The organism is Ruegeria sp. CDSA089 (assembly GCF_059612205.1).
This window is the reverse complement of sequence record NZ_JBXWQD010000005.1, coordinates 330475-356421: the sequence shown is the minus strand read 5'-3', so window position 1 is coordinate 356421 and position 25947 is coordinate 330475. Positions and strand designations below refer to the sequence as shown.

The 25947-nt window shown below is 58.3% G+C and carries 21 protein-coding genes; 14 read left to right on the top strand and 7 right to left on the bottom strand.

Features of this window, described 5'->3' with window-relative positions:
* The first annotated feature begins 27 nt into the window (after nt 1–27).
* The 9 genes from AC2FJ6_RS14355 (at nt 28) to AC2FJ6_RS14315 (ending at nt 11683) form a co-directional block, all read left to right on the top strand.
* Nucleotides 28–429 (top strand): hypothetical protein, encoded by a 402-nt coding sequence (locus AC2FJ6_RS14355; RefSeq protein WP_170773536.1) that lies wholly within the window; start codon nt 28–30, stop codon nt 427–429.
* Nucleotides 430–452: 23 nt separating this feature from the next.
* Complete coding sequence (locus AC2FJ6_RS14350; protein WP_170773535.1) at nt 453–1292, top strand: hypothetical protein; 840 nt, start codon at nt 453–455, stop codon at nt 1290–1292.
* Between the two features lie 67 nt (nt 1293–1359).
* Complete coding sequence (locus AC2FJ6_RS14345) at nt 1360–3402, top strand: dynamin family protein (protein ID WP_170773534.1); 2043 nt, start codon at nt 1360–1362, stop codon at nt 3400–3402.
* Complete coding sequence (locus tag AC2FJ6_RS14340) at nt 3399–4679, top strand: dynamin family protein (protein ID WP_496669385.1); 1281 nt, start codon at nt 3399–3401, stop codon at nt 4677–4679. The genes AC2FJ6_RS14345 and AC2FJ6_RS14340 overlap by 4 nt, the downstream gene beginning before the upstream one ends.
* 337 nt (nt 4680–5016) lie before the next feature.
* On the top strand, nt 5017–7221 hold the full coding sequence (locus AC2FJ6_RS14335; RefSeq protein ID WP_496669383.1) for a serine/threonine protein kinase: 2205 nt from the start codon (nt 5017–5019) through the stop codon (nt 7219–7221).
* Nucleotides 7222–7423: 202 nt separating this feature from the next.
* Nucleotides 7424–8458 carry an FHA domain-containing protein gene (locus tag AC2FJ6_RS14330; RefSeq protein WP_486533773.1) on the top strand — a complete coding sequence of 345 codons (1035 nt, stop codon included), beginning with the start codon at nt 7424–7426 and terminating at the stop codon, nt 8456–8458.
* Between the two features lie 3 nt (nt 8459–8461).
* A complete protein-coding gene (locus tag AC2FJ6_RS14325; RefSeq protein WP_170790014.1) occupies nt 8462–9250 on the top strand; it encodes a PP2C family protein-serine/threonine phosphatase in 789 nt (262 codons plus the stop codon).
* 19 nt (nt 9251–9269) lie between these two features.
* Nucleotides 9270–10532 (top strand): peptidoglycan-binding protein LysM, encoded by a 1263-nt coding sequence (locus AC2FJ6_RS14320; RefSeq protein WP_496669381.1) that lies wholly within the window; start codon nt 9270–9272, stop codon nt 10530–10532.
* 44 nt (nt 10533–10576) lie between these two features.
* The gene (locus AC2FJ6_RS14315) at nt 10577–11683 is read left to right on the top strand and encodes a LysM peptidoglycan-binding domain-containing protein (protein ID WP_170773525.1); all 1107 of its coding nucleotides are present in this window, start codon (nt 10577–10579) and stop codon (nt 11681–11683) included.
* A 177-nt stretch (nt 11684–11860) separates the two neighbouring features.
* On the opposite strand, the gene AC2FJ6_RS14310 is transcribed toward AC2FJ6_RS14315, so the two are convergent.
* The 7 genes from AC2FJ6_RS14310 to AC2FJ6_RS14280 all read right to left on the bottom strand — a co-directional run bounded on the left by AC2FJ6_RS14310 (nt 11861) and on the right by AC2FJ6_RS14280 (nt 20467).
* Nucleotides 11861–14077 carry an NADP-dependent isocitrate dehydrogenase gene (locus AC2FJ6_RS14310; RefSeq protein ID WP_170773524.1) on the bottom strand — a complete coding sequence of 739 codons (2217 nt, stop codon included), beginning with the start codon at nt 14075–14077 and terminating at the stop codon, nt 11861–11863.
* Between the two features lie 220 nt (nt 14078–14297).
* Nucleotides 14298–15323: a trans-3-hydroxy-L-proline dehydratase gene (locus tag AC2FJ6_RS14305; RefSeq protein ID WP_170773523.1), complete on the bottom strand. Its 1026-nt coding sequence runs from the start codon at nt 15321–15323 to the stop codon at nt 14298–14300.
* Between the two features lie 9 nt (nt 15324–15332).
* Nucleotides 15333–16571 carry an NAD(P)/FAD-dependent oxidoreductase gene (locus AC2FJ6_RS14300; protein WP_170773522.1) on the bottom strand — a complete coding sequence of 413 codons (1239 nt, stop codon included), beginning with the start codon at nt 16569–16571 and terminating at the stop codon, nt 15333–15335.
* Nucleotides 16568–17500 carry a 4-hydroxyproline epimerase gene (locus AC2FJ6_RS14295; RefSeq protein ID WP_170773521.1) on the bottom strand — a complete coding sequence of 311 codons (933 nt, stop codon included), beginning with the start codon at nt 17498–17500 and terminating at the stop codon, nt 16568–16570. The genes AC2FJ6_RS14300 and AC2FJ6_RS14295 overlap by 4 nt, the downstream gene beginning before the upstream one ends.
* Complete coding sequence (locus AC2FJ6_RS14290) at nt 17491–18450, bottom strand: dihydrodipicolinate synthase family protein (RefSeq protein WP_170773520.1); 960 nt, start codon at nt 18448–18450, stop codon at nt 17491–17493. The genes AC2FJ6_RS14295 and AC2FJ6_RS14290 overlap by 10 nt, the downstream gene beginning before the upstream one ends.
* Before the next feature lie 155 nt (nt 18451–18605).
* Nucleotides 18606–19664 carry an ABC transporter ATP-binding protein gene (locus AC2FJ6_RS14285; protein WP_496669379.1) on the bottom strand — a complete coding sequence of 353 codons (1059 nt, stop codon included), beginning with the start codon at nt 19662–19664 and terminating at the stop codon, nt 18606–18608.
* Nucleotides 19661–20467 (bottom strand): IclR family transcriptional regulator, encoded by an 807-nt coding sequence (locus AC2FJ6_RS14280; RefSeq protein ID WP_170773516.1) that lies wholly within the window; start codon nt 20465–20467, stop codon nt 19661–19663. The genes AC2FJ6_RS14285 and AC2FJ6_RS14280 overlap by 4 nt, the downstream gene beginning before the upstream one ends.
* Before the next feature lie 153 nt (nt 20468–20620).
* Here AC2FJ6_RS14280 and AC2FJ6_RS14275 point away from each other — a divergent pair, with 153 nt between their 5' ends.
* The 5 genes from AC2FJ6_RS14275 to AC2FJ6_RS14255 all read left to right on the top strand — a co-directional run bounded on the left by AC2FJ6_RS14275 (nt 20621) and on the right by AC2FJ6_RS14255 (nt 25946).
* A complete protein-coding gene (locus tag AC2FJ6_RS14275; protein ID WP_170773513.1) occupies nt 20621–21880 on the top strand; it encodes an ABC transporter substrate-binding protein in 1260 nt (419 codons plus the stop codon).
* 95 nt (nt 21881–21975) lie between these two features.
* Complete coding sequence (locus AC2FJ6_RS14270; protein WP_170773511.1) at nt 21976–22902, top strand: carbohydrate ABC transporter permease; 927 nt, start codon at nt 21976–21978, stop codon at nt 22900–22902.
* Between the two features lies 1 nt (nt 22903).
* Nucleotides 22904–23752: a carbohydrate ABC transporter permease gene (locus tag AC2FJ6_RS14265; RefSeq protein WP_170773509.1), complete on the top strand. Its 849-nt coding sequence runs from the start codon at nt 22904–22906 to the stop codon at nt 23750–23752.
* Between the two features lie 22 nt (nt 23753–23774).
* Nucleotides 23775–25115, top strand: coding sequence for an alpha-glucosidase/alpha-galactosidase (locus AC2FJ6_RS14260; RefSeq protein ID WP_496669376.1), 1341 nt, complete (start codon nt 23775–23777; stop codon nt 25113–25115).
* A gap of 66 nt (nt 25116–25181) precedes the next feature.
* The gene (locus tag AC2FJ6_RS14255) at nt 25182–25946 is read left to right on the top strand and encodes an SDR family NAD(P)-dependent oxidoreductase (protein ID WP_170773505.1); all 765 of its coding nucleotides are present in this window, start codon (nt 25182–25184) and stop codon (nt 25944–25946) included.
* Nucleotide 25947: the final 1 nt, after the last annotated feature.

Genomic DNA, 25947 nt, shown 5'->3' with positions numbered 1-25947 from the left:
ACCGGCAGGTAGAAAGTAGACGTTCAGATGCCTATCGAAGCCGCTTTGAATGCCGCCATGAGCACAATACCCGACTGCATCGCAGCCGGGTATGTCGATATGGAGACGGGGATGTTGTTGGGCTCGGTCACGCCGGACCCAAACGATGCAGAGATTCTGGATACGCTCGCGATCGCGGTTGCCAACCTGTTTCAGGGGCGTGGTGTAAAGGGGTTCGAAGCACTGCTGCGCGAGGCCGGCGAGGATGCGAATGAACCGACTGGATTTGGTGAAATTGCGGTGTTCTCGAAAGACCGTTTGAACATCTTCCTGCGTACCAAGGCCTATCCGGACCATGTGCTCTGCTACATCTGCCGCAGCAGCGCCAATCTGGGCCTTGCGCTAACGAAATCACACCTAACCCGCGGGCCGGTTGCGGCTGCGGTATAAGCGGGACCAGAGGGGGTCACGGCATGATCGACGCGAACATACTCGACATGCTCGAGAATATCGGGCGCAGCGTTGTCGCGCGGGTGAATCCAGCGGTAACCTTGACAGGAACAACGGCTCAGGATCGGCGTGATCAGGTTTTGCGCGCTATTCGCGGAACCGTTTTGCCCCGCAGGTTGGAGTTTACGGCAGCCAATGGTGACTGCCTCGCGATTGAGGTCAACAGCTCGCGCGTCACAGATGTTTTCTGCGTGAGCGACGGGGTTGCCCCTGATTTTGAAACAACATCGAGGGAAGAGTTGGCTGACCGCCTGGCGCAGCTTGTCAGTGACATTGCCACTGCCCCTGCCCCGCTGGAGCTTGTGTCCTTGCAACCTGATACAACGCTGGATGCAGATGATGTCGGGATCACGTTCAGCGAGATTTCCAAATGCTGCAAAGCGATTGAATTGTCTGCTGAACCAGTGGTGTCGCTGGTGCCAGATGCGCCAAAGGCAGAGGAAACGCAGGGCTTGGCCGATCTGTTCTATGACGGGTCTGACCGGTTCGGATTGGGTCGCGTGTTGGCTTCGGCCAAGGACGGGACCCTCATGTCCACCGCGGGCGATTGTGCTGCCGACGGTTCCGTGCATGTAAGTCAGGACCTGATGCAGAGTTTCGCGCGTGATCTGGCGGGTTGGGACAAGGATACCCACGCAGATCTGGATTATCCGCAGCTAATCGTCATGCGTCCCTCAGGCGGCAAAGGCACCGGGCTGGCCGTTCTGCATGACGGTGAAAAGGTCTCGGTCGTGACCCACGAGGCGCGCAGGCTGGGTGCTGTTGTGGGAGTATGGGCTGCGTTAAAGGGGACGGACGAATGATCGCGCCCCAACCATTCAAATTTTCCAAGAATCCCATCAGTGAACAAGTGTGACCAGGGTAAGTGTTATGAGTGAGAGTAATCGCCGCGAGTTGATCCGCATCGCCGAAGACCTGAACGAGGTCAGCAATGACGAAACACGTCAGTTTATCTCGCGCATCGTGGGAGATCTGTCGAACCTCAAGCCCTCGATCGCCTTTGTGGGTCAGATCAAGGCCGGGAAATCGCGCCTGATCAATGGCTTCACTGGTCAGGCCGAGTATTTGCCGTCGGACGTCAACCCGTGGACGACCGTGATTACTGACATGCATTTCGGCCATCCTTCGGGTCGGACAGAGGGCGCCGAGTTCCACTTTTTCGACAATCGCCAATGGCAAGCCCTGATCGCAGAGGGCGAAGAACTGCGCAACATGTTCCCCGATGACGAGGACAGTTATAAGCGCGAGATGATCGAACAGCAGGTCGAGGCGATGAAAACGCGCGCCAAGCTGCGGTTGGGCGAAAGCTATACGCAGCTTCTGGGCCAGCATCACGATCTGGATCATCTGACATCTGACGATCTGGCGCGCTATGTCTGCGCCGGTGATGAGCCGTCCGAGGATGGCACGCTTGATCCCGGTTCCGATCGCGGGCTTTACAGCGACATCACCCGCAAGGCCGAGGTATATTTCGACATTGGCCATTTCCCGTTCCCGATCACTGTGACAGACACGCCGGGCGTCAATGACCCGCTGCTGATCCGCGAGGAAATCTCACGCCAGTATCTCAAGGAAAGCGATTTCTTCGTGGTTGTCCTGTCGGCGCATCAGGCGCTTTCGCGGGCGGACCTCAAGCTGTTCCGTCTTATGCAGGCGTTGGAGCTGGGCCAGATTGTGGTTTTCATCAACCGTGTCGATGAGCTGGGTGGGGGTGCAGATGACGCGACCAAAGTCCGCGCTGATGTAATGGACGGGTTGGAAAAAGCGCTTGGGAATTCGGATATCGACGTTCTCATGGGCAGTGCGCAATGGGCGCACTACGCATTGACCGGCGATGAAACCGGCGTGAACCATGACGATGTTCTGGCCTGGCTACGTGCCCACCCCGAGCAGATGAAGCAATATCTGGACGGTGTCGAAGAGATCAAGCAAGGCCCCGGCCCGATTAGCCGCGAGGGCGTTCTGCGTTTTGCGGCCATGATCGCCTCGGGCCTGCCGGATTTGCGTCGCCATGTGACCCGCGCCCTGGCAGATGGGCCGCGCAACGAGCAGATGCAAATGGCGTGGCAACACCTCAACAGCTTTGCGCAGGGTGAGCTTGACCGCACCAAGGCGCATCTGCGCGCGATCGAGGATCAGGGCGCAGACGGGGCGGATGACCCCAGCGAAAACGACAAGACTCTGGCCGACCTGCGCGCGCTGGTTCAAGACAAGACCGAGATGATCGTCAAGGATATGGATGACGTTTTGGCCAACCTGCGTGGTGTCATGGACGATACCGTGGCCGAGGCCGTATCGGACGTGGTGCGTGGCCCGAACGGAGATTCTCCGCTGTTGGCCAAAGGGGGCGAGACAGAGCTGAACTTTGGCCCCTTGCGTGATCGGATGAGAGAGCTGGTGCAAGGCGCAACCCAAGTTGTCCGCCAGCGTATGCTGAGCGAGCTTTATGCGGTTGACATGCAAAGCAATGCGGCGTTGCGGTCCCTGCCGGGCTGGCAGGACTCCGGGGACAACCGGATGAACACCAGCGCGGTTCGCTGGTTCCGCCCTGATACGACGGCCTTGACGCGTGGCATCACTGTGGAACTGCGCGTGACATGGTTGTCGCGCCTGATCTCGCGCAAAAGCGTGGTCAATCGGGCGGAACGCATGATCGTTCAGGAATTCGAAATGATTGGCGACGATCTTGTCGACACGGCCCGTGAAAACCTGCTGGGGCGTTTGAACACAGTGCTCGACCACTATCTGGCCCTTCTGGCAGGACACCTTGAGCATCGCGCTGGAAGTGGTGAGACCAACGAACGGACCGAGGCGCAAACTGCCTTTAACACCGCGCAACGGATTGCGGATGAACTGGGTGCTGTCTACGGACCGGGCCAATCAGAAATTGAAATACCAAAGGCTGCGGAATGATCGAATTTCCAGGGACCGAACAGGAAGTACGCCAACTCGAGCGTTTCCTGACCGCGACTGAAAAACTACCATCCGACGATTCTCTGGATGACATGCGCGCGCGTGCATTGAGCCATGCCGAGCGGCTGTCGAATGCGATCAACATTGGGTTTGTTGGGGAGTTTGGAGCTGGCAAGTCGAGCCTCGCCAATATGTTGGCAGGGGCCGATATCCTGCCAACCGGACCACAGCATCTTAAATTGCCCTTGGTGATCGTGGCCTATGCGGATGAGCCGGAAACTACGGTGGGCTGGTGGGACAAGGAACCCAAGGTCTATTCTGGCATCGTTTTGGAAAAGGCAGCGGCAGACAAGCCTGATTTCATCTCGGTTGGGCTAAATACCCCCGCTTTGAAGGAAATTTCCCTGTTTGACCTGCCTGGTACGGGGTCGCTTGATGACGCGTCGAAAACTGCGCTGGATTTGTTGCAATATGTCGATTGCGCCATCTGGTGCACCAATGGCACCAGCGCCTGGCGCGAGTCAGAGCGGCATTTGTGGTCTAAAGTCCCGCCCGAATTGCGTGCAAACAGCCTGCTGGCCATCACACATACGGACCTTCCGCCGGTTCATGACGCGCTGGATCGGGTCCTGGCCCGGTTGAACAAGGAAAAAGGCGATATGTTCCGGGCGGTCGTGCCGATTGGAACGCCGGTTGCCGTCAAAGCCATGGCGCAAGAGCCCGAGCCCGATTTTGCCCTGTGGCAGAGCTGTGGTGGTCAGAACCTTGCTGAGCAAGTATTGCAAATCGCCTCGGACCGGCGGCTGGGAGATCTGAAGGCCGCGCGGGATGCGCTGGAACGCGAGTTTCTGCCCTTCCTCGACAGTTTGACCCTCGACCAGCCTGCACCTGTCGCGTCGCCCTCGGTTCAGGCCCCGCTTGAGGCTGCGTTGCCTCCGTTGGAAAACCCGATCCTCGAAGATTGGTTGGCTGCTATCGCCAGCATCTATGAGGACTTACGTGATTCCTCGGATATGGAGCCCAGCAGTTTTCTGAGCAGCTGTCAGGAGATTGTCGAAGATTTTGCCGAGCGTCTGGAACAGGGTGGTGAGATTGATCCGTCAGCCGATTGGATTCCAGCCGAGTTTGAAAAGGCGACTGACCTGCTGTTGTTGCTGCAATTCGAAACCGGGACCGGGCCGCTTAGGGATGCCGTCAGTATCCTCACACAGCTGAGTGACTGCCTTGCCTGGGCCGGAAGTCGCGCAGAGCCCGTTCACACAAAAACCGGAACCTGAGGTCATATCGCATTTGAATCGCGCCGCAGGGCGCGATTCGAGTTGTCAAGAATCGCGCGCTTATTGTTTCGGAATCGCGCAACAATCATCCTAAATCCTGCGTTCAGTCCGCAATTTCTTGCGGGAGTTAGACTATATATTGCGTCGTTAGTCGTGTGGGAAACAATATATGCGATTCGCGAAGATTTGGTTCTCAGTGAAGCCATGAGGCGGCCCCAATAAAGTCAAATTTGAAACGTCTAACGTTCTTAAGTGTCCTGCGGTTGTGTTTGGTCGTGAGTTGACGGGCAGTTTACCCGAACACGAACCGCAAAATGTTTAGAACGGGCGGAAAGAAATGAGCCACAATCAGGCTGTCGATACGACGCATGACGAACCCAAAATTGAAGGCCTGGCACCCGGTGCAAAGCTGTTGCGCGGGCAGTATGAAATCCTGCGGTTTCTCAGCAATGGCGGTTTTGGCATCACCTATTTGGCGCGCGACAGTCTGGAACGCGACGTGGTTATCAAGGAATGCTTCCCCGGCGCCCTGTGTCATCGCAACGGCGATATGGTCGAACCAATCGATCCTTCCTACAAGGACGACCTGCGCTCGATCATTGACCTGTTTATTTTGGAAGCCCGCAACCATGCGCGGCTGGTGCACCCCAACATTGTCGACGTTCATCAGGTGTTTGAGGACAATGACACAGCCTATATCGCGATGGATTTCATCAAAGGCTGCGACCTGCTGGATTATGTTGAAAACCCCGAGAATGATGCCGGTCCCGATTTCATCGTGCAGGTCACCGAAAAGATGCTGTCGGCCGTGTCCTTCATCCATCAAAGCGGGATGCTGCACCGGGATATCTCGCCCGATAACATTCTGATCAACGAACATGGTGAGCCCGAACTGATTGACTTCGGTGCGGCGCGGGATCAGGCGGCCAATCAATCGGCGGCGCTGTTGACCCTGCGTGTGATCAAGGACGGGTATTCGCCGCATGAATTCTATGTGCGGGGGGCCGAACAAGGCCCAAGCAGCGACCTCTATGTTCTGGCGGCAACGCTTTACCATGCCATCAGTGGCGAACGCCCCATTGATGGTCAGACGCGGCTGACTGCCTTCAATAACGGGCAGGATGATCCCTATCAGCCTCTGACAGGTCGGTATGATGGATACCCCGATGGGTTCCTTGAAGCGATTGACAAGGCGATGGAGGTGCACGCAACCGATCGTCTGCAAAGCGCGCTGGACTGGCTGCGGATGTTCCGTGGGCCTGGCGTAATGTTCGATACCTTCGCTCACCGTCCCATCTCGGTCATTGTCGGGATGGATCGCAAGGATGAAGAGGCCGAGAAAGCCCGGATCAAAGCAGAAAGCGAAAACGCCGAGGCAGTGGTGACCGCACTGCTGGCAGGCAACCCGGATATCGTTTTGGGTCATGAGGACAAGAAAGAAGAGGAACTGGCCACATTCACCGCGCCTGAGGAACCCCCGGTCGCCGTTGATACCGTGGTCAAAAGCGGCTCGGGTGGTAGTGGAAAACTGATTGCTGCTGCCGTAGTCGTCATCGCGGCCGCCGCCGCAGGTGGATTTTTCGTGATGTCGGGTCAGGACGCGCCTGCAACTCAGGACCTAGCCCTTGACGAAACTCCTGCCGAGATTGAACCGGTCGAACCACCCGAGCTGGCCGTGCTGCAAGACACGGCCCCTGTTGAGTTGACCGCGACCACCGAACCGCAAGACATCGCGCCAGAGCTGACCTCACCCGAGGTTTACGCTGGCGAACCGACGTCACCCAAGCAGGCGGAAGCAGTGCCAGAACCTGTCGAGCAGACCCTGGCCGAAACGGCTGCCACAGAAGGGCTAGAAGCCCCGGCAGCCGACCTTCCCGCTGAAGATGCGACCGAAACTGTCGCGGAAGACCCGGTTGAGCCTGCAACTCCGGTCACTTTGGCCGAGCAACAGGTGGCGTTTTCCCATTGGGACGTTGAAATTCCGTTCCAGACCTCGAAACGGCGCGCATCGACCGGCAGCGTCATTGCTGTGACTAGTGTTGATCCGGCGCTGGACATGTCCGTGATCGGAGATTGGGTGCAGCGTGGGGCCGCGATCTACACCCTGAATGGCGAACCGATCGAGGCCGACACCAGCTTTGCGGCTCAGGTTCTCAATGATCTCAACGTGGATCCTGACGGCTATACCCGCATCACCGCGCGCTATCGCCCGCTGGGTCAGACCCGCGCGCAGAACGGCCTGTTGGCTCTGCCCACCATGCGCATGGTGGGGCTGGACAACGGCTATGGCTTCACAGTTCGCAACAGTGGCGGTACCGGATGGCAAACCGTGGTCAAAAGCGTTCCCGCCGCAACCGCTGGTAGCCTGCAGGCGGGCGATATCCTGATCTCAGAGGCGCAGACGGGGCTGGCCATCGACGGGCCGGAAAGCCTGGATTCCATGCTGGCTGATCTTGTGTCCGAAGGACAAGCTGAAGCCCAGTTGAACGTTCTACGGAACGGTACCGAAGCAGATGCCACCATGCAGTTGACGCAGGAGTAATCAGACCGGTTCGTTTGTAATCCGCCAGTGTGTGTTTGCTGAGGGTCACGACAGTGGAGTGACCCCGACGGGAACCGGCCCGTCGCGGAAAGTACCAGTGACGTTTGTTTTCCATCATCAGTGCCTCTGCGTGATCTGCGAAGGGGTGAGTAGAAGCCCAGCGGGGCAGTGCCCCGTGCCAAGAAACAAAGGTGTCGTCACCATGTTCAAATATAAAAGCCCTCTCAGCCGGCTTCTCGAAGGTGCCGGCAAACCGAAAGAAGCCGAGGCGGAAGACATCGCTGAAACCAGCGAAGACAAGCCCGAGCCGATTGCAGATTTCAACGCACTGCGCGTGGCGCTTGCTGGAAACAACATGCCAGCGTCGGACAGCTACGATGAGGCTGAGGACCTGATCCCCGAAGCCGAGATGCCGGACTTCTCCGAGGCCGATGCCGAAGACAGCGCTGAAACCGATGATGCGGCAATCCTTGCGGATGTTGTGGACGTCCTTGAGCCGACCGAAGAGCCCGCCGCCGAGGAAGAGATTGCCGAAGAAGACCCGATTGTGACGTTGCACGTTGCATCGGACGAAGAGGTTGACGAGGCCGAAGAAGAAGACAGTAACCTGTTTGATACGACGCCGGCCGATCCTGTGATCGAAGTCGTCGCGGAAGATCCTGCGCCCGAGTCGGTGGCCGAGATCGTGGAGGCTGTGGACCTGCAACCTGAACCACTGCCCAATGCTCCGGCGGCGCAGATGGCGGAAACACCGTCCGCCGCGCAACCGGCCCAGTCGGATCGTCGTGGTCGTGTCAAAACCACCTTCCTGGGGTTTGAGCGAGCCGACACCCATGTTCAGGACCTGATGGAAACCGCCGAGCCCGTCGCCAAAACCGAGACTGCACAGCAGACCTTTCCGGTCGGTTGGCTGGTTGTAACCGGTGGCCCCGGTCGCGGCGCGTGCATTACTCTGACCGAAGGGCTGATGCAGATTGGTCGCAATGACGATCAGGCGATCCAGCTTGATTTCGGCGACACTGGAATTTCGCGCAGCAACCACGCTGTGATTGCCTATGACCCTGAAGATCGCAAATGCTATCTGGGTCACGGTGGCAAGGCCAATCTGGTACGTCTGAACGGTAAACCCGTTCTCAGCACCGTGGCGCTGGCCAGCGGCGATTTGATCCGCATCAGCGAAACCTCGATCCGGTTTGCAGAATTCTGCGGTGACAATTTCGACTGGCGGGATGCCTGATAGATGCTGGCGACCCCGGCATATGACATTGCGCTGATCCTCGATCAGGGTCGGCGCGACACGCAAGAAGACGCGGTCGCCGCGCGCATGTTCGATGTGGCGAATGCTGGGTATATCGTGGTTGCTGATGGCATGGGCGGGCATGCGGCAGGTGACATCGCATCCGAGCTTGTGATCAAAGCCTGGCGGGGTGCGCTGGACCCTGAACTGGAAACGGGTGCGCCATCGAAGCCCGCCCTGATCGACGCCCTGCCCTTGGCGGCAATGCAGGCAAATGCGCTGATCGCGCAGCATTCCGAAGAACAGGGTGATGGTTTCAACATGGGCTCGACCCTGTTGGGTACTCTTCTGATGGGGTCGGACGTCTATTGGATATCGATCGGGGACAGCCCTTTGTACCTGTTCCGCGACGGAGCGCTGCGCCAGATCAACGAAGATCATTCGATGGCGCCGATCATCGACGCGCAATGCGCCGAGGGCAAGCTGACGCAGGACGAAGCGCATACGCACCCGGATCGCAACCAACTGACCTCGGTCATCATGGGCGCGGCGATCCCAAAAGTGGATTGTCCCGAACACCCCGTCGCTTTGACTGCGTCGGATGTTTTGATCGCGGGCAGCGATGGGCTGCAATATCTCAGCGATGCTGAGATCGAGGCCATAGTTCAGGCCCAATCGGGTGACTTGGCACAGGATATAGCCGACGCGCTTTGGCAGGCGCTTCGGGATAAAGGCGACCCCGATCAGGACAACGCGTCCATTGCGGTCGTGAAATTGACAAGAAACGAATGAAGGCAAAGCGACAGGACACATGAGACCTCAACTGATCATCTCCAGCCTGGCTCTTGCGGCGGCAACAGGTGTCGCCTCGGCGCAAGAGGCGTGCTCGACCTACGAAATCAAGCGCGGCGACAGCCTGCGCGAGCTGGCCATTCAGGTCTATTCGACCGAAGACTTCAGCATCATCTTTGACGCCAACCGCGATGTGATCGGGAACAATCCCAACATCATTCGCGTGGGCGACGTTCTGACAATGCCCTGTCTGGAAGACGTGGGCCGCGCGCCGGAACCACCTGCGACCGAGGCCGAAGCCATGGCCGCCGAGATGGCGTCTGAACTGGTCAAAGCCGCTGAGGAACGTGCCGCAAAAGCCATAGCTGAGGCCGAAGCCCGCGTGGCCGCCGCTGAGGCCGAGGCCAAACAGGCCAGCGAAGACGCGGTGCTTGAGGCCAAAGCTGCCGCCAAGACAGAAATCGAAGCTGCCCGCGCCGAAGCCGCTGCGCTGATCCGCGACGCCGATACAAGTGGCCGTCCCGAGTTTCAGGATCGTCAGCTGCTGTTGATCACAGGCGGCAATTATGCGCCTTTCACCGATGAGGCCCTGCCCCACCGTGGCCTTTACACCAATCTGGTTGAGACCGCGATGCTGCGCGCCGCGCCCGAGCAAGGGTACAAGATCCAGTTCGTGAATGACTGGTCCTCGCATCTGGACCTGTTGATGCCGACGCTGGCCTTTGACGCAACCTTCCCTTGGTCGCGCCCGAATTGCGAAGAACCCGCCGCCCTGTCTGAAACTGACCGGAACCGGTGCGAGACCTACAACTTCTCGAACCCGTTCTACGAGGTTGTGGATACCTTCTTTGCCCGTGAAGGCTCGGGCTATGAGCAGACCCTGACCTATGCCGATTTCGCGGGTACCACGATCTGCCGCCCCGAAGGCTGGTCACTGTCGCATATGGATGCGGTGGGTCTGTATGAGCCAGCGATTTCGATGCTGCGCCCGGTGTCGCCTGACGACTGCTTCCACGCCTTGATGGACGGTACGGCCGATATCGTCGCGGTCGAAGCGCATCTGGCGGTCGAAGCAATTGCGCGCCTTGGCTATGAACATCGCATTGTAGAAAACCCCAACCTTGCGGCGATCAAGTCGCTTAACATCATGACCCACAGAGATAATCCGGATGGGGAAGCGATCCTTGAGACGCTCAACCAGGGTCTGTCGATCATGCAGCAATCCGGAGAGTGGCGGGACATCGTCTCAACCGCTCTGCGCTATCAAATGGAAAATGGATAAGGCCCCAACTGGCCTGAAAACAACAAAAGTCTGGAGGACGAGACATGTTTAATTTCAATCTGAAGAAGGTGGCATTGTCGGCCACGGCTGTAACTGCCCTCAGCGCTGGCGCGGCGGCGGCTCAGGAAGCGTGTACCAACTACACCGTGCAGGATGGCGACACGATGGCAACCATTGCCATCGCGGCCTATGGCACCTCAAACTATCAGCCGATCTTCAACGCGAACCGCAATGACATCACCAACCCCAACGCGCTGGAGCCCGGTCTGGTTCTGGCCTTGCCCTGTGACGATGGCAGCCTGCCGAACGGCCAGAGCGCGCAGGACATCATCGCCGCCGAAGAGCAGCGCGCCGCCAGTGTCAAACGTTCGAATGTCTACGCTCCGCCGATCAAGATGGTTGCCGGCAATGGCTGGGAACCTTTCACCAGCGAAGGTCTGGGCGGCGGCGGTATCATGACCCGTCTGGCGACCACCAGCCTCCAGCGTGCAGGAAACCAGCGTGAATATTCGGTCAGCTTTGTGGATGATTGGGCATCGCACCTGGATACGCTGCTGCCGCTTGGCGCGTTCGATATCTCGATCGCCTGGACAGTTCCGGATTGCACCAACCGCACCTATGAATGGTCCGAAGAAACCGAAGCACGCTGCTCGCAATTTGTGGCTTCGGTTCCGGTCTATGACGTCGTAGGCGGCTTTTTCACCCTGCCCGAGAGCGAATATGTCGACGCAACCTCCTTCTCGGATTTCGAAGGCGCAACCATCTGCCGGATGGCCGGTTGGAGCATGGTCGTTCTGGAAGAGGTTGGCCTGAACCGCAGCAACACCACCGTGGTTCAACCCAACTCGGCCCGCGAATGCTTGGATGCGGTTCTGACTGGTACCGCCGATGTCGCAGCGTTCGAAGTTGAATTGTTTGCGGCCACGAAGAAAGACATGGGCCTTACGTCGGCTGACATCGTGGAAAACCCCTATGTTTCGACCCTGTCGTCAATGAGTTTCCTGGCGCACCGCACCAACCCGTTCGCACGCGAATACATCGCCATGATGAACAAGGGCCTGAACGAGATGCGCGAAAGTGGCGAATGGTATGCGATCATTTCGGACACGCTGCGCGAGCAGAATGAAAAGCTGAACGCAGCATCGAACTAATAGATTGGGGCTGGTCACACGATCGGCCCCTTTTTTGCGACGCCGCCGCATAGCAGGCGTTGCAGACCAAGAACCTCGATCGGAAAGGCGCAGTTCTTTCCTACTCACTCTAATAAAGGGCCGACTTTGGGGGTCGGCCCTTTTTCTATTTTTGATAATGTGCGCGTTCGCGGTGTTTTATGCGTCTATCAACGCATTCAGCGTGGCGCTGGGGCGCATAATCTTGGCGGTCTTGGCCGGATCGGTGTGGTAATAGCCGCCCAGATCAGCCGCCCCACCCTGCGCCGAGGCCAGCTCGGACAGGATCGCTTCTTCGTTATCGGCCAGCGCTTTGGCCAAAGGCGCGAACTCGGCGGCCAGGTCGGCATCGTCCGATTGCGCCGCCAAAGCCTCGGCCCAGTAGCGCGCAAACCAGTAGTGGCTGTCGCGGTTATCGGGCTGGCCGACCTTGCGGCTGGGCGAGCGGTTGTTGTCCAGAATGCCCTGCGTCGCGGCTTCGGCTGCCGCGCCCAGAACGCCCGCCTTGGCATTACCTTTGCTGTCGGCCAGGAAGTTCAGCGACTCGCCCAACGCGCAGAATTCACCCATCGAATCCCATCGCAGATGGCTTTCCTCGACCAGCTGCTGCACGTGCTTCGGGGCGGAACCACCCGCGCCGGTTTCGAACAGGCCACCGCCATTCATCAGCTTGACGATGGACAGCATCTTGGCCGAGGTGCCCAGTTCGAGGATCGGGAACAGGTCGGTCAGATAATCGCGCAGCACGTTGCCGGTGATTGCAATCGAGTCGTTGCCCGCTGTAATAGTCTCCAGCGACTGGCGGGTCGCTTCGCGCGGTGCCAAGATCATGAACTTGTCAGCCACGCCTGCGGCCTCAAGCGCCGGTTTGACGTATTTGATCAACTCAGCGTCATGTGCGCGGTTTGCGTCCAGCCAGAAGATCGCCTCGGACCCGGTCAGGCGCTGACGGTCCATAGCCAGCTGAATCCAGTTCTCGATCGGGGCTTTCTTGACGGTGCAGGACCGCCAGATGTCACCCTTTTCGACGTCGTGCGAATGTAGCACGTCACCATTGGCCAGAACGATGCGAATGGTGCCGTCGGCGGGTGCCTGGAACGTCGTCGGGTGGCTGCCGTATTCTTCGGCCTTCTGCGCCATCAGGCCCACATTGGCGACCGCGCCGGCGGTGGCCGGGTTCAGCGCGCCATTGTCTTTGAAGAAGTTAATCGCTTCGTCATAGACGGACGCATAGCAACGGTCGGGGATCACGCAGTTGGTGTCACCCTTGGCGCCTGCCTCATCCCAGCCTTTGCCACCCGCGCGGATCACGGCGGGCATCGAGGCGTCGATGATCACGTCCGAGGGCACGTGCAGGTTGGTGATGCCTTTATCGCTGTCGACCATATACATGGACGGGCGGTCGCCCTTTATCGCGTCGATGGCGGCCATGATATCGGCATTGGCCTGGACACGCTCCAACAGGTCGCCAAGGCCCGAGTTCGGGTTCACACCCAGCGCATCCAGTTCCGCGCCGAATTTGTCAAACACCGGGGCCAGCCACGTCTTTACCGCATAGCCAAAAATGATTGGGTCCGAGACCTTCATCATGGTGGCTTTCATGTGCAGCGAGAACATCGTGCCGTCTGCTTTGGTGTCCTCGATGGCCTCGGCCAGAAACGCGGACAGAGCTTTGACCGACATGAATGTCGCGTCGGCCACGGTGCCTTCCGCCAACGGCCAGCCGTCTTTCAAAACGGTGGTGCTGCCATCTTTGCCGACGAATTCAATCCTTGCGTCGCCTGCTTGGTCTGTGGAGATGGTGGCCGATTTCTCATTTGCGTAGAAATCGTTGCCGGGCATGGACGACACTTTGGTTTTGCTGTCCGAGACCCATTCGCCCATCGAATGCGGGTTCTTCTGGGCGTAGTTCTTCACGGCCTTTGCCGCGCGACGGTCGCTGTTGCCTTCGCGCAGAACCGGGTTCACGGCCGAGCCCTTGATGGCGTCATAGCGCGCGCGAATAGCCTTTTCTTCGTCACTCGAGGGTTCTTCGGGATAGTTCGGAATGTTGTAACCCTGCGATTGCAGCTCGTCGACGGCGGCCACCAATTGCGGGACCGAGGCCGAGATGTTGGGCAGCTTGATCACATTCGCTTCGGGTGTCTTCACCAGTTCACCCAGGGCGGCCAGATCATCGGTGATGCGCTGCGCGTCAGTCAGGTTCTCGGGGAAGGTCGCCAGAATACGTCCGGCCAGCGAGATATCCTTGGTCCCAACGCTTACGCCTGCGGCGGATGCGAACTTGCGGATGATGGGCAGGAACGAGGCGCTGGCCAGCTCGGGCGCTTCGTCTACAATGGTATACAATATGTCGAAGTCTGATTTATCTGCCATATTCTTTTACCTTTTTTAAAGCCTTTCGGGGCGTGCGTTCCAAGAGTTGGCCACTTTCGAGTGGCATAGGCGGGGCACGGCTATCCTGGTGCCCCAACGGTGACTCTGATTTGACAGGGCCTCCCTTAAATCACGTTTGGCTTGGGATCAATCACATCTGACCGCGCATTTTGACACGGTTTGCGGAAAATCGCGTCAATCACCCTGTCGCGCTCAATTTTCAGACGCCCCAGGTGTCGCTCAGCTTGTAGCCGCCCGGCCAGGGATCGCTGGGGTCCAGCATGTGTTGATGAGTGCCGGTGATCCAGCCGCGACCGCTGATTTCGGGGATGATGGCGGGGTGCGACCCGACTGTTGCGGTGTCCAGAATTTTGCCGGTAAAGCGCGAGCCGATGATCGAGACGGCCTCGAACGTCTGCCCAACGGCCAGTTCACCCTTGGCGGCCATCAGGGCCATGCGCGCCGATACAGCAGTTCCTGTGGGCGAGCGGTCGATCTTGCCCGGTTGAATAGCGACGGCGGATTTGCCCCGCAGCCCGGTTTCTGTCTTCTCAACCGGGCCACAGAATGCGCAAAACGAGATATGGGTCCAGTCTGGGTTTTCGGGGTGCCGGAAACCGAGTTGTTCATTCGCAGCATTGGTGATTGCAACGCCAACACGCGCCAGCTCACGTGCCTCAGATTCGACGATGTCAAAGCCAAGCTGCGTCGCGTCGACCACGACGAAACTATCGCCGCCATAGGCGGTGTCCACTGTCAGGTGCCCGAGCCCCGGAACCTCCAACGATGCCGCAAGCCGGTCGGCGAAGCTGTGTAGGTTCTGCACATAGATGCGCTCGGCCGTGCCATTGCGACAGTCGGCCCGCACGCGGACCAGCCCGCCGGGGGCCTCGAGCGTCAGATGCGTGACGGGTTCCTCCATGGGGATCATCCCGCTATCCAGCAGCACGGTCGCTACGCAGATGGAATTCGACCCGGACATAGGCGGCGTATCCTCGGGCTCCATGATGATAAACGCTGCATCCGCCTCGGGGTGTTTGGGCGGCACCAGAAGGTTCACATGCCGAAACACGCCGCCGCGCGGCTCATTGAGCACGAAGTTGCGCAGCGTCTGGTCCCGCGCGATGAAGGACCGCTGATCCCAGAGGGTCTCACCGGGCGGAGGCAAAACGCCCCCGACGATGACATCGCCCACCTCGCCTTCTGCGTGGGCGGAGATGATGTGGATGGTTTTCACGCTGCGCATCTGACCTCCCTAAAACCGAGTGGCGGAATAGGGGTTCATCGAGATGGGCGGCTGCGTCCCGTCCAGCAACGCACCAACCAATTCGGCGGTGCCTGCGGATTGCGTCAGCCCCAGATGGCCATGTCCGAACGAATAGATCACATCGGGCGCGTTGGGGGACGGCCCGATGACCGGGATACTATCTGGCAGCGATGGTCGAAAGCCCATCCACTGTGTGCCCCCTTGCGTGTTCAGTCCAGGCATGAACTGCGCGGCCTTGTTCAGCAGAGTCTCGGCGCGTTTGAAATTGGGTGGCAGGGAGAGCCCTCCCAATTCGACCGCACCACCGATGCGCACGCCGCCGTTGATCCGACTGGCTACAAAGCCGTGGCCGGAAAACGTCAGATGCATCCGCAGATCGAAGGCGCCCGGCGGCAGGGTCGTATTGTAGCCGCGCTCGGTCTCAAGGGGGATGTGATCGCCCAGCGTTTGTGCCAGATGGTGCGACCACGCGCCCGCCGCGACGACGACCTTTGCCGCATCCAACGTTCCATCCTCAAGGGTGATGCGTGTCCCATGTTCCAGTGGGGTCAGGGCCCGGACGCCGCGCGTCTCGATCCGCCCTTGCCGGTCGCTGAATGCTTTGGCCAGATGTTGGACCCACGTCTTTGGATCGATTGTATTCATCCAGTTCGGCGTAAACCCTGCATGGGTGAAGCGGGGGCTGAGGCCCGGTTGTTTCTCGGCTATCGCTTCGCGCGTTTCAAGCAGTTCGAATTCAATCCCATGCGCGCGCCGCTGGTCCCAAGCGGGCAAACTGATGCGGAACTCAGCTTCGGATTCGTAAAGTTGCATCTGTCCATCGCGCTGCATCATCGTCTCGCCCTCGACGGCCGGTATCAAACGCTCTAACGCAGAGCTTGAGACCTGCATCAGTCGGGCCTGCGCGTCCAGCAGATCCGCATAGCGCGAAGGCCGACTTGCCCGCCAAAAGCGGTACATCCACGGTGCGATCTTCGGCGCGTATGAGGGCGGGATAGACAAAGGACCCAGCGGGTCCAGCAGCCATTTTGGCGCTTTGCGCATGATACCGGGCGTAGCCAGCGGCTCGACCTCGGGGAAAGCAAATGCCCCTGCATTCCCCGCCGAGGTTTGAGAGGCGACCCCGTCCCTGTCCAGCACCAGAACCGAATGCCCTCGGCGCTGCAGTTCCAGCGCGGTCGTGATGCCAATTACCCCAGCCCCGATGATGACGACCTGCTCGCTCAAACTTGTATCCCTGTTCTGAACGGGTCAGATTCCGGGAAGATCAGCGTGGTTTCCGCCATGACATAAGCCTGCCCGGTGATGGAGGGGATCACGCCGCCATCCAGGCCGGGCTGATAAGACAGGCGATAGGTGCTGCCGATAACGCTCTGCTGCGTGATCTCATCGCCGGGGGCCAGCGCGCCATCGGCGGCCAAACAGGCCAACCGGGCCGAACAGCCGGTGCCGCAGGGCGAGCGGTCATAGTTATCGTCCGGGCATAGCACAAAATTGCGGCTGTGAATGGCTGGATCATCCGACGCGCCCTGAAAGATCACATGGTCTATCGGCTCACCCTGTTCGCCGCCTATCCCCTGCGCAATCGAGGCCTCGCGAATAGCGACCGTCATATCGGTGAGTTTGCGAATATTGGCAGATTCAACGGCAATCGGGCTGGGATCTACGATAAAGAACCAGTTTCCGCCATATGCAACATCGCCGGTCACCTGGCCATGACCCGGCACGTCCAGCGTCACGTCGCGATGCACCCGGCGGCTTTCGATATTCTGGACGGTCACTGTGTTTGCGTCGTGCAAAGTGACTGTCACCACACCAGCGGGGGTTTCGATGCGATGTTCTCCGATGCCGATACGTCCCAGATGCGCCAGCGTCACCGCCAGCCCGATGGTTCCGTGGCCACACATACCCAGCACTGCGTCAACGTCGAAATAGATTACGCCGGTTACGCATGTTGCGTCGACCGGTTCAACCAGCAACGCCCCGACCATGGCGGGTTGACCGCGTGGCTCCAGCATGATCGAGCGGTAGAATTCTTCGTGATCGGTAGCCAGCCTGCGAGCGCGGTCGGCCAGCAACCCAGTACCCAGATCGGGTGCACCATCCAGAATAACCCGCGTGGGCTCGCCTCCGGTATGGCTGTCGATCACATGCATTCAGCGATCACTCCGCCCTGTTTCGTCCAATTGGCGAACCACGCGCCGAACAAGGCATATTGCTGTTCGCAATAGTTACGCTGCGCGTCAGTCAGCTCGTCCGTTTCGTTGAAGTGCAACCGGTATTCCTCGTCCCCGTCCAGCACCAGAAGATGCTTGTAGTAAAGCACCAGATCCGGCCCTTCGTCAAAGCTGGACAGAACGTGAATCGCCTCGGTTAGTTCCTGCGCGCGCTGGCGGGCTTCGGCATCACCTTTGGCTGCCCTCTTGGACAGTTCGGCCAGCAACAGCGCCTCGCGCGGCAATGCGGTGCCGATGCCTGTAATCGAGCCGGTTGCGCCGCAATTGACGAACCCATGATAAACCTCGGTATCAACGCCAACCATCAGCGTGACCTGATCGTCCTGGCTGGTGATATTTTCCGCTGCATAGCGCAGGTCTTCTTTGCCGCCGAACTCTTTGAAGCCGATCAGGTTGGGATGCTCGGCTCGCAGTGCAAAAAACAAATCGGCCCGCGTGGCGAACCCGTAGTAGGGGCTGTTATAGATGATCGCAGGCACATCCGGTGCTGCGGTCAGGATTGCCTTGAAGTGGTTCTTCTGCGCGGTCGGCGAGCTGCCACGCGACAGAACACGTGGGATCACCATCAACCCAACGGCACCCACCTTTTGCGCATGCGCCGCATGGGCCACAGCGGATTTGGTATTGATCGCCCCGGTGCCCACGACAACGGGCAGCCCCGCGGCCACCAGACGTTCAACCCCTTCCATACGCTGGGCATCGGTCAGCAAAGGCCAATCCCCCATCGACCCGCAATAGACAACCGCAGACATGCCTGCGTCGATCATCTGTCGCCCCTTGCGCACCAACGCGTCGAAATCTGGTTGACGGTCCGCTGTGCAGGGGGTCATGAGCGCTGGCATTGTGCCAGTGAAAACATTGGTCGTCATACGGCGATCCTTCGACAAATCTGAGGTTGCGGCGCAGGAGATGCGCCGTTTCAATTGCGATATCGGATATTGGATACAAAATCCACAACAAAATTGCGCTACAAAAGGCGCCGTGTCTCGTGACCGGCGCCCTTCTGCGATGGACTGGTTTGCGTTTACCGCAACCGTTCACCCGTTTCGGCGTCGAACATCATTGCACGGTTGGGCGAGAAGGTGACGCCAATACGTGCGCCTTGCTTGCTGCGTTCATCGTCCCGCTCTTCCACGATCAGCTTGTCGCCATTCGCGGTCAGCAGATGCGAGTAACTGACACCCCCCAAAGCTTCGGTCAGGTCCACGGTGCAACTGTCGCCAGAACGGTCCACCTGAAGGTGTTCGGGGCGAACGCCCAGCGTCACTTTCGTTGCGTTAGCAGGAACCGAAGACGTCACCGGCACTGGCTGGCTGAACGCGGGATGCGTCACATGGCCATCTGTCACGTCGCACTCCAAAAAGTTCATCGCAGGCGAACCGATGAAGCCCGCGACGAACCGGTTGTCCGGGTCGCGATAGAGGTCCATCGGCGCGCCCACTTGTTCGATCCGGCCATCGCGCAGAACCACGATCTTGTCCGCCATGGTCATCGCTTCGACCTGATCATGGGTCACATAGATCATGGTCGCGCCGATTTCATTGTGCAGGCGCGCGATCTCGACCCGCATTTCGACGCGCAACTCGGCATCCAAGTTGGACAGAGGCTCATCGAACAGAAACACCTCGGGGCCGCGCACGATGGCTCGACCGATAGCAACACGTTGCCGCTGGCCACCGGACAAAGCTTTGGGCTTGCGCTTCAGATACTGATCGAGTTTCAGAATGCTCGACGCTTCTTGTACCTTCTTGTCGATTTCGGTCTTGGCGACGCCGTTCATACGAAGACCAAAACCCATATTCTCGGCCACTGTCATATGCGGGTAGAGCGCGTAGGTCTGGAACACCATTGCAACCCCCCGTTTGGCCGGGTCCAAATGGGTCACATCGCGCGACCCGATCCGGATCTCACCCTCTGTCGTTTCCTCAAGCCCCGCGATCATCCGAAGCAAAGTGGATTTGCCGCACCCAGATGGACCCACAAAGACGCAAAACTCGCCATCCTCGATCTGTAAATCGATTCCGTGAATAACCTGCGTCTCACCATATCGCTTGATCGCACTGTTCAGAGTGACGCCTGTCATGTCGCTTGCATCCTGTCCTTAGATCCGTTTGGACGGCTTTCGGGAAACCGCCACGCTTGCGCTTCAATTCCAATTTGATCAGCCACGCGGCGTACACGAGGCACCCATGCCTGCAACTGATCAAAGCTCATTCGTTCCGTCGATCCGGTGATCGAAATCGCACCCAAAATCCGCCCCCCTTCGGTCAGGACGGGACAGGCTACGCAGATAATGCCCGGTTCGTGTTCTTCATCATCCACGGCGTATCCCCGCGCACGGATGACATCGAGATCCGCCCGCAAGAGTTGTTCCGACGCCAAGGTCTTGTCGGTAAACCGATGAAAGCTTTGCTGCGACAGAGCTTTATCCAGCGCGTCAGCGTCCAGATATGCCATCATGGCCTTTCCCACGCCTGTGCAATAAGCGGGGCCAACTTTACCCGCTTGCGAATACATTTCTACCGGTTGGGTTGCGTTGCGCTTGTCGACATACAGAACCTGACCTGAATCCAGTTGGGCAAGGTGTACAGTCTCGCCCGTTTCGCGGCTGAGCGCGTCCAGAAAAGGTCGTGCGATCGGGGCAAGCGAACTTTGGGTCCACGCCGCGTGCGCCAAACGGACAAGGCGCAGCCCGGGCGCGTATGTCTGCCGGTCCGGGTCATATGACAGCATGCCCTGGTTTGTCAGGCTTTGAAGAAAGCGATACAGGGTCGCCTTTGGAAAATCGCTGCTTTCCAAAAGTTCCGCGAATCGGACCGGGCGAGCAAACGCTGCCACCTGTTCCAGTACGTCGCACGCTTTTCCTATAGTACCGTCGCCAGCCACGAGCGCCTTCCATCCTCCCATTGATCCACCGTCTTCGTCACGAGGGTCTTGACAAGATTAACCGATTCGATGTGTAGTTTTCAATATGTAAAACAAGGTTTCATTATTTGGAACCAAAATAACCAAAAAAAATGGAATCTAAGGGAGGACACCATGAATTCCATCTTCAAGCGCACTGCGGCAGCTTTGGCGGCGAGTGTGGCACTTGCAGCGCCTGTAGCAGCTGAACTGACCGGCGAGCTGCGCATTTTCCTGGACACATCGAACCCGGCGCCTCGCGCAACGATGGAAGCGATGATCGACCGGTTTGCGGCGCAACACCCTGGTCTGGAGATCGAGACCACTGTGATCGACCGTGAGGCCTACAAGACTCAGATCCGCAACTTTCTGACTGCTGATACTCCGGATGTTGCCACCTGGTATGCTGCCAACCGGATGAAGCCCTATGTGGAGGCTGGCCTGTTCGAAGACGTGTCGGACCTTTGGGCCGAAGCCGAGATTGGCGACAATCTGGCTTCGACCAAAGGCGCGATGACCATCGACGGAAAGCAATGGGGCGTGCCCTATACTTATTACCAGTGGGGTGTTTACTATCGCAAAGACATCTTCGATGAGTTGGGTCTGACCGAGCCGACCACATGGGAAGAAGAGCTGGCCAACTGTCAGAAGATCGTCGATTCCGGCCGCGCCTGCTATACGATCGGCACCAAATTCTTGTGGACCGCAGGCGGCTGGTTTGACTATCTGAACATGCGTACCAACGGCTTCGACTTCCACCAGCAGTTGGCCAATGGCGAAGTGAGCTGGGAAGACGACCGCGTCAAGCAGACCTTCGCTAATTGGAAACAGCTGATCGACATGGGCGCGTTCATCGACAACCACCAGACCTATAGCTGGCAAGAAGCCCTGCCCTTCATGGTCAATGGCGAAGCTGCAGCCTATCTGATGGGCAACTTCGCCGTGGCCCCGCTGCGCGAAGCCGGTCTGAGCGATGATCAGCTGGATTTCTATCAGTTTGTGTCGATCAACCCCGATGTCGAACTTGCCGAGGACGCGCCAACGGATACGTTCCACATCCCGTCGAACGCCTCGAACAAGGAAGCTGCGCGTGAATTCCTGCGCTTTGTTGTCTCGCCTGACGAACAGACCGAAATTAATAACGGCAAAAACCTGGGCCAGCTTCCTGTCAACGCAAAATCGGCCGTGGATGACGACAAATTCCTGAACCAGGGCTTCGAGATGCTGTCGTCCAACAGCCCCGGCGGTGTCGCCCAGTTCTGGGACCGCGACGCACCGGCAGAAATGGCCAAAGTGTCGATGGAAGGCTTCCAGGAATTCATGGTCAAGCCTGACAATGCCGACCGCATCCTGGCCAAGCTGGAGCGCGCGCGTCAGCGCATCTACGACAACTGATCCGCTCAGACCGGGCCTCTGGCCCGGTTTGTACCAAGACCTGCGCAAGGCGGGTAAAGCCCGCCTTGCTCCTTTGATCCAATCCGAGTGTCCCCATGACCATTGCCGCCGAAGCTCCTGAACAGGAAAGCTGGTTTCACCGCAACCAGCAGCGCATCGCCCCGTGGCTGTTCCTTGCCCCTGGCCTGCTGTTCTTCATGGTCTACGTCATCATTCCAGTTTTTCAGTCCTTTAACCTCTCTCTTTATGAGTGGGATGGGCTGGGTGCTGCGGAATATGTAGGCTTTCGCAACTATGAGGACCTCTATTGGGAGTGGGTCGACCGGGATGCCTTTTTCATCTCACTCAAGAATAACCTGATCTGGCTTATACTGTATCTGGCCGCGATCCCTGCAGGACTTTTCATCGCGCTGTTCCTGAACCAGACCGTTTGGGGTATTCGCCTCTACAAGTCGCTGTTTTTCTTTCCGTTCGTGATCTCACAGGTTGTTGTGGGCCTTGTTTTCACATGGTTTTACGACCCGACCTTTGGATTGCTGAACGAATTCCTCGCCTTCTTCGGTCTTGGCCCGCTCAACGTACTGGGCGACGAGCGTTTCGTGACCTATGGCATCATCGTTGCCGGTCTCTGGCCGCAAACCGCTTATTGTATGATCCTGTATCTGACAGGTTTGAACGCCGTGGACCCGGAACAGATTGAAGCCGGCCGCTTGGATGGCGCAAAGGGCTGGCGGATGCTGTGGCACATCATCCTGCCGCAACTGCGCCCTGCCACATTCATTGCTTTCGTCGTTACAATCATCGGCGCCTTGCGCAGCTTTGACTTGATTTCGATCATGACCCAGGGCGGTCCTTTCGGTTCGTCTCGCGTGCTGGCCTACTACATGTTCGAAGTTGCCCTGTCCGAGTATGGATTCCGCATGGGCTACGGTGCCGCCATTGCGGTCATTCTGTTCCTCATCATGCTGTGCTTCATCGCCTACTTCCTGTGGTCGATGTACCGCGAAGAAAGGGGACACTGAGATGTTTCCCAAACCTATAGAAAAACAGCCCCGCGCGGCGCAGATCACCTATCAGGCCATGCTACCCGTTGCCCTGCTGCTGTGGTTGGGACCATTGCTGGCGGTGGCGCTGTTCTCGGTCAAACCCGCGGCGGATTTCACCAACGCCAACTACTGGGGTATGCCGTCCAGTTTTGAAGGAGCATTCAACTATGGGCAGGTGTTCTTCAACTCGGACATGCCGCGATATCTGTTGAACTCGTTCCTAATCACCATTCCTACTGTGATTGGTGCCGTTGCGCTCAGCTGCATGACTGGATTTGCCCTTGGTATCTACAAGTTCAGGTCGAACCTGTGGATTTTCTTCCTCTTCGTGGCCGGCAACTTCGTGCCTTTCCAAATCCTGATGGTGCCGGTGCGCGATCTCACGCTGGAATTGGGCCTCTACAACACCAAAACCGGGCTGGTGTTGTTTCACATTGCCTTCCAGACTGGGTTCTGCACCCTCTTCATGCGCAACTTCATCCGGGCGCTTCCGTTTGAGCTGATCGAGGCCGCGCGGGTAGAAGGTATTAGCGAGGTGCGTATCTTTTGGTACGTCGTTCTGCCGCTGATGAAGCCGGCCATCGCTGCGTTGAGCGTGCTGATCTTTACCTTCATCTGGAACGACTATTTCTGGGCGGTGGTGTTGACCCAAGGGGCTGAAAGCCAGCCTGTTACCGCCGGGATCACCAGCTTTAACGCCCAATTCCGCGCCGCTTATCAACTGATGAGCGCTGGTTCCATCGTCGCGGCGCTACCGCCCGTGGCGATGTTCTTCCTGATGCAGAAACACTTCATCGCGGGTCTGACCCTCGGTGCCGTAAAATAACGTCAAACCAAAGGTTTGCAAAATGACAAAGATTGCCTTCGTCGGAGCGGGCTCCACGATCTTCATGCAGAATATCGTCGGCGATGCCCTGCTGACCCCTGCACTTGCAGACAGCCATTTTGCGTTGATGGATATCGACGCGAACCGCTTGGCAGAAAGTGAAACCGTTGCCCGCGCCATGATCCGCTCGGTCGGGACCGGCGCAACCGTCACGACCCATTCAGACCGCCGCGCGGTGCTTGAGGGGGCGGATTTCGTGGTAACAGCGTTTCAGGTGGGGGGCTACAAACCCTGCACGGTCACGGATTTCGATATTCCCAAGCAATACGGGCTGCGCCAGACCATCGCCGATACATTGGGCGTCGGCGGCATCATGCGGGGCCTGCGCACGGTTCCGGTTCTTTGGGATATCGCGCATGAAATGCTGCAGCTTTGTCCAAATGCAACGATGTTGCAATACGTCAACCCCATGGCGATCAACACCTGGGCTCTGGCCGAACGTTTCCCGACGCTCAAACATGTCGGGCTGTGTCACTCGGTCCAGAACACCGTCGAAGAACTGGCCCATGATCTGGACCTTCCAAAAAGCGATATTCGCTACAAAGTAGCGGGCGTAAACCACGTCGCCTTTTTCCTGCGGTTGGAGCATGAAGGACACGATCTTTATCCCGCGCTGCGTCAGGGCTATGCCGGTGGGCGGTTCCCGAAGCCGCCTTTGTTGATGCCCCGCTGTCCCAACAAAGTGCGGTACGAGGTGATGGACCACCTTGGCTATTTTTGCACCGAGAGTTCCGAGCATCTGGCCGAGTATGTTCCATGGTTCATCAAGGACGGTCGTGAGGACCTGATCGAGCAGTTTTCGATTCCGCTGGATGAATATCCCACCCGCTGCGAGGAACAAATCGTCAGTTGGAAAGAACAGGCAAAGACCCTGACGGATGGGCGCGACATCGCAGTGACGCGCAGCCACGAATTTGCGGCCGATCTGATGAATGCTATCGTAACCGACACGCCTTATGTGGCTTATGGCAACTTGCCCAACACCGGCCAAATCCCGCAATTGCCTTTGGGCGCGGCGGTTGAAACGCCCTGTCTGGTGGATAGTAACGGGGTACAGCCCTCGGTCGTGACAGATATCCCTCCGCAACTGATCGCGCTGATGCGCAGCCAGATCAATGTGCAGGAGCTGACCGTGCGTGCGCTTGTCGACCAAAACCCTGAATATATCTATCACGCCGCGATGATGGACCCGCATACAGCTGCGGAACTGGACTTGCGGCAAATTCGCAATCTGGTCACCGATCTCCTGACCGCGCATTCCGAATGGCTGCCCGATTGGTGTCAGCCTGCCAGGGCCGCGTGAGAGGCCCGACAAATTATTTTTCCAAACGGGCCAAACTACGCGCCCCGTAAGCAGAAAGAGCCGCTGATGAGCCAACCCGCCACATTCCACGACCTAAACGGTGCCTCGGTTTATATCACCGGTGGAGGCTCAGGCGTTGGCGCTGCGCTAACCGACGGGTTCATGGCGCAGGGGGCCAATGTCGCGTTCATCGGCCGGTCTGATGCCAGTGCTTTTGTTGAAGAGATGCGCGAAAAACACGGTCGTGCGCCGCTGTTCCTGCAAGGGGATATGACGGATACCGAACTGCTACGCGCCACGATGACCAAAGCTGCCGAGGCGCACGGACCGCTCAACGTGTTGGTCAACAACGCAGCCAATGACAAGCGCCACTCACTCGAAGAAACAACGCCCGAATTCTGGGATTGGATGATCGAGGTGAACCTCAAGGCGTATTTCTTTGCCTCACAGGAAGCCGCACGTCAGATGACTGAAGGCGGCGCGATCATCAATTTCAGTTCGATCAGTTACATGATGGGCAATGCCGGCTATCCGGTCTACACCACTTCGAATGCAGGGATAACCGGCATGACCCGCTCATTAGCACGTGAACTTGGCCCCAGGAATATCCGTGTCAACGCGCTGGCCCCCGGCTGGGTGCTGACGCAGAAACAACTGGACATGTGGGCCACGCCCGAAGATCTGGCCTCGCATCTGGACCGGCAATGCCTGAAAGAACATCTGACCCCAGAAGACATGATTGCGCCTACGCTTTTTCTGGCCTCGCAGGCCAGCCGAGCGATGACTGGTCAGTGCATGGCGGTCGATGGCGGTGTCGTGGTGACGGGATGAG

Bases quoted from the DNA above. Each gene is read 5' to 3' on its own strand.
- AC2FJ6_RS14355 (WP_170773536.1), top strand. From the start codon at position 28: ATGCCTATCGAAGCCGCTTTGAATGCCGCCATGAGCACAATACCCGAC.
- AC2FJ6_RS14350 (WP_170773535.1), top strand. From the start codon at position 453: ATGATCGACGCGAACATACTCGACATGCTCGAGAATATCGGGCGCAGC.
- AC2FJ6_RS14345 (WP_170773534.1), top strand. From the start codon at position 1,360: ATGAGTGAGAGTAATCGCCGCGAGTTGATCCGCATCGCCGAAGACCTG.
- AC2FJ6_RS14340 (WP_496669385.1), top strand. From the start codon at position 3,399: ATGATCGAATTTCCAGGGACCGAACAGGAAGTACGCCAACTCGAGCGT.
- AC2FJ6_RS14335 (WP_496669383.1), top strand. From the start codon at position 5,017: ATGAGCCACAATCAGGCTGTCGATACGACGCATGACGAACCCAAAATT.
- AC2FJ6_RS14330 (WP_486533773.1), top strand. From the start codon at position 7,424: ATGTTCAAATATAAAAGCCCTCTCAGCCGGCTTCTCGAAGGTGCCGGC.
- AC2FJ6_RS14325 (WP_170790014.1), top strand. From the start codon at position 8,462: ATGCTGGCGACCCCGGCATATGACATTGCGCTGATCCTCGATCAGGGT.
- AC2FJ6_RS14320 (WP_496669381.1), top strand. From the start codon at position 9,270: ATGAGACCTCAACTGATCATCTCCAGCCTGGCTCTTGCGGCGGCAACA.
- AC2FJ6_RS14315 (WP_170773525.1), top strand. From the start codon at position 10,577: ATGTTTAATTTCAATCTGAAGAAGGTGGCATTGTCGGCCACGGCTGTA.
- AC2FJ6_RS14310 (WP_170773524.1), bottom strand. From the start codon at position 14,077: ATGGCAGATAAATCAGACTTCGACATATTGTATACCATTGTAGACGAA.
- AC2FJ6_RS14305 (WP_170773523.1), bottom strand. From the start codon at position 15,323: ATGCGCAGCGTGAAAACCATCCACATCATCTCCGCCCACGCAGAAGGC.
- AC2FJ6_RS14295 (WP_170773521.1), bottom strand. From the start codon at position 17,500: ATGCATGTGATCGACAGCCATACCGGAGGCGAGCCCACGCGGGTTATT.
- AC2FJ6_RS14290 (WP_170773520.1), bottom strand. From the start codon at position 18,450: ATGACGACCAATGTTTTCACTGGCACAATGCCAGCGCTCATGACCCCC.
- AC2FJ6_RS14285 (WP_496669379.1), bottom strand. From the start codon at position 19,664: ATGACAGGCGTCACTCTGAACAGTGCGATCAAGCGATATGGTGAGACG.
- AC2FJ6_RS14275 (WP_170773513.1), top strand. From the start codon at position 20,621: ATGAATTCCATCTTCAAGCGCACTGCGGCAGCTTTGGCGGCGAGTGTG.
- AC2FJ6_RS14270 (WP_170773511.1), top strand. From the start codon at position 21,976: ATGACCATTGCCGCCGAAGCTCCTGAACAGGAAAGCTGGTTTCACCGC.
- AC2FJ6_RS14265 (WP_170773509.1), top strand. From the start codon at position 22,904: ATGTTTCCCAAACCTATAGAAAAACAGCCCCGCGCGGCGCAGATCACC.
- AC2FJ6_RS14260 (WP_496669376.1), top strand. From the start codon at position 23,775: ATGACAAAGATTGCCTTCGTCGGAGCGGGCTCCACGATCTTCATGCAG.
- AC2FJ6_RS14255 (WP_170773505.1), top strand. From the start codon at position 25,182: ATGAGCCAACCCGCCACATTCCACGACCTAAACGGTGCCTCGGTTTAT.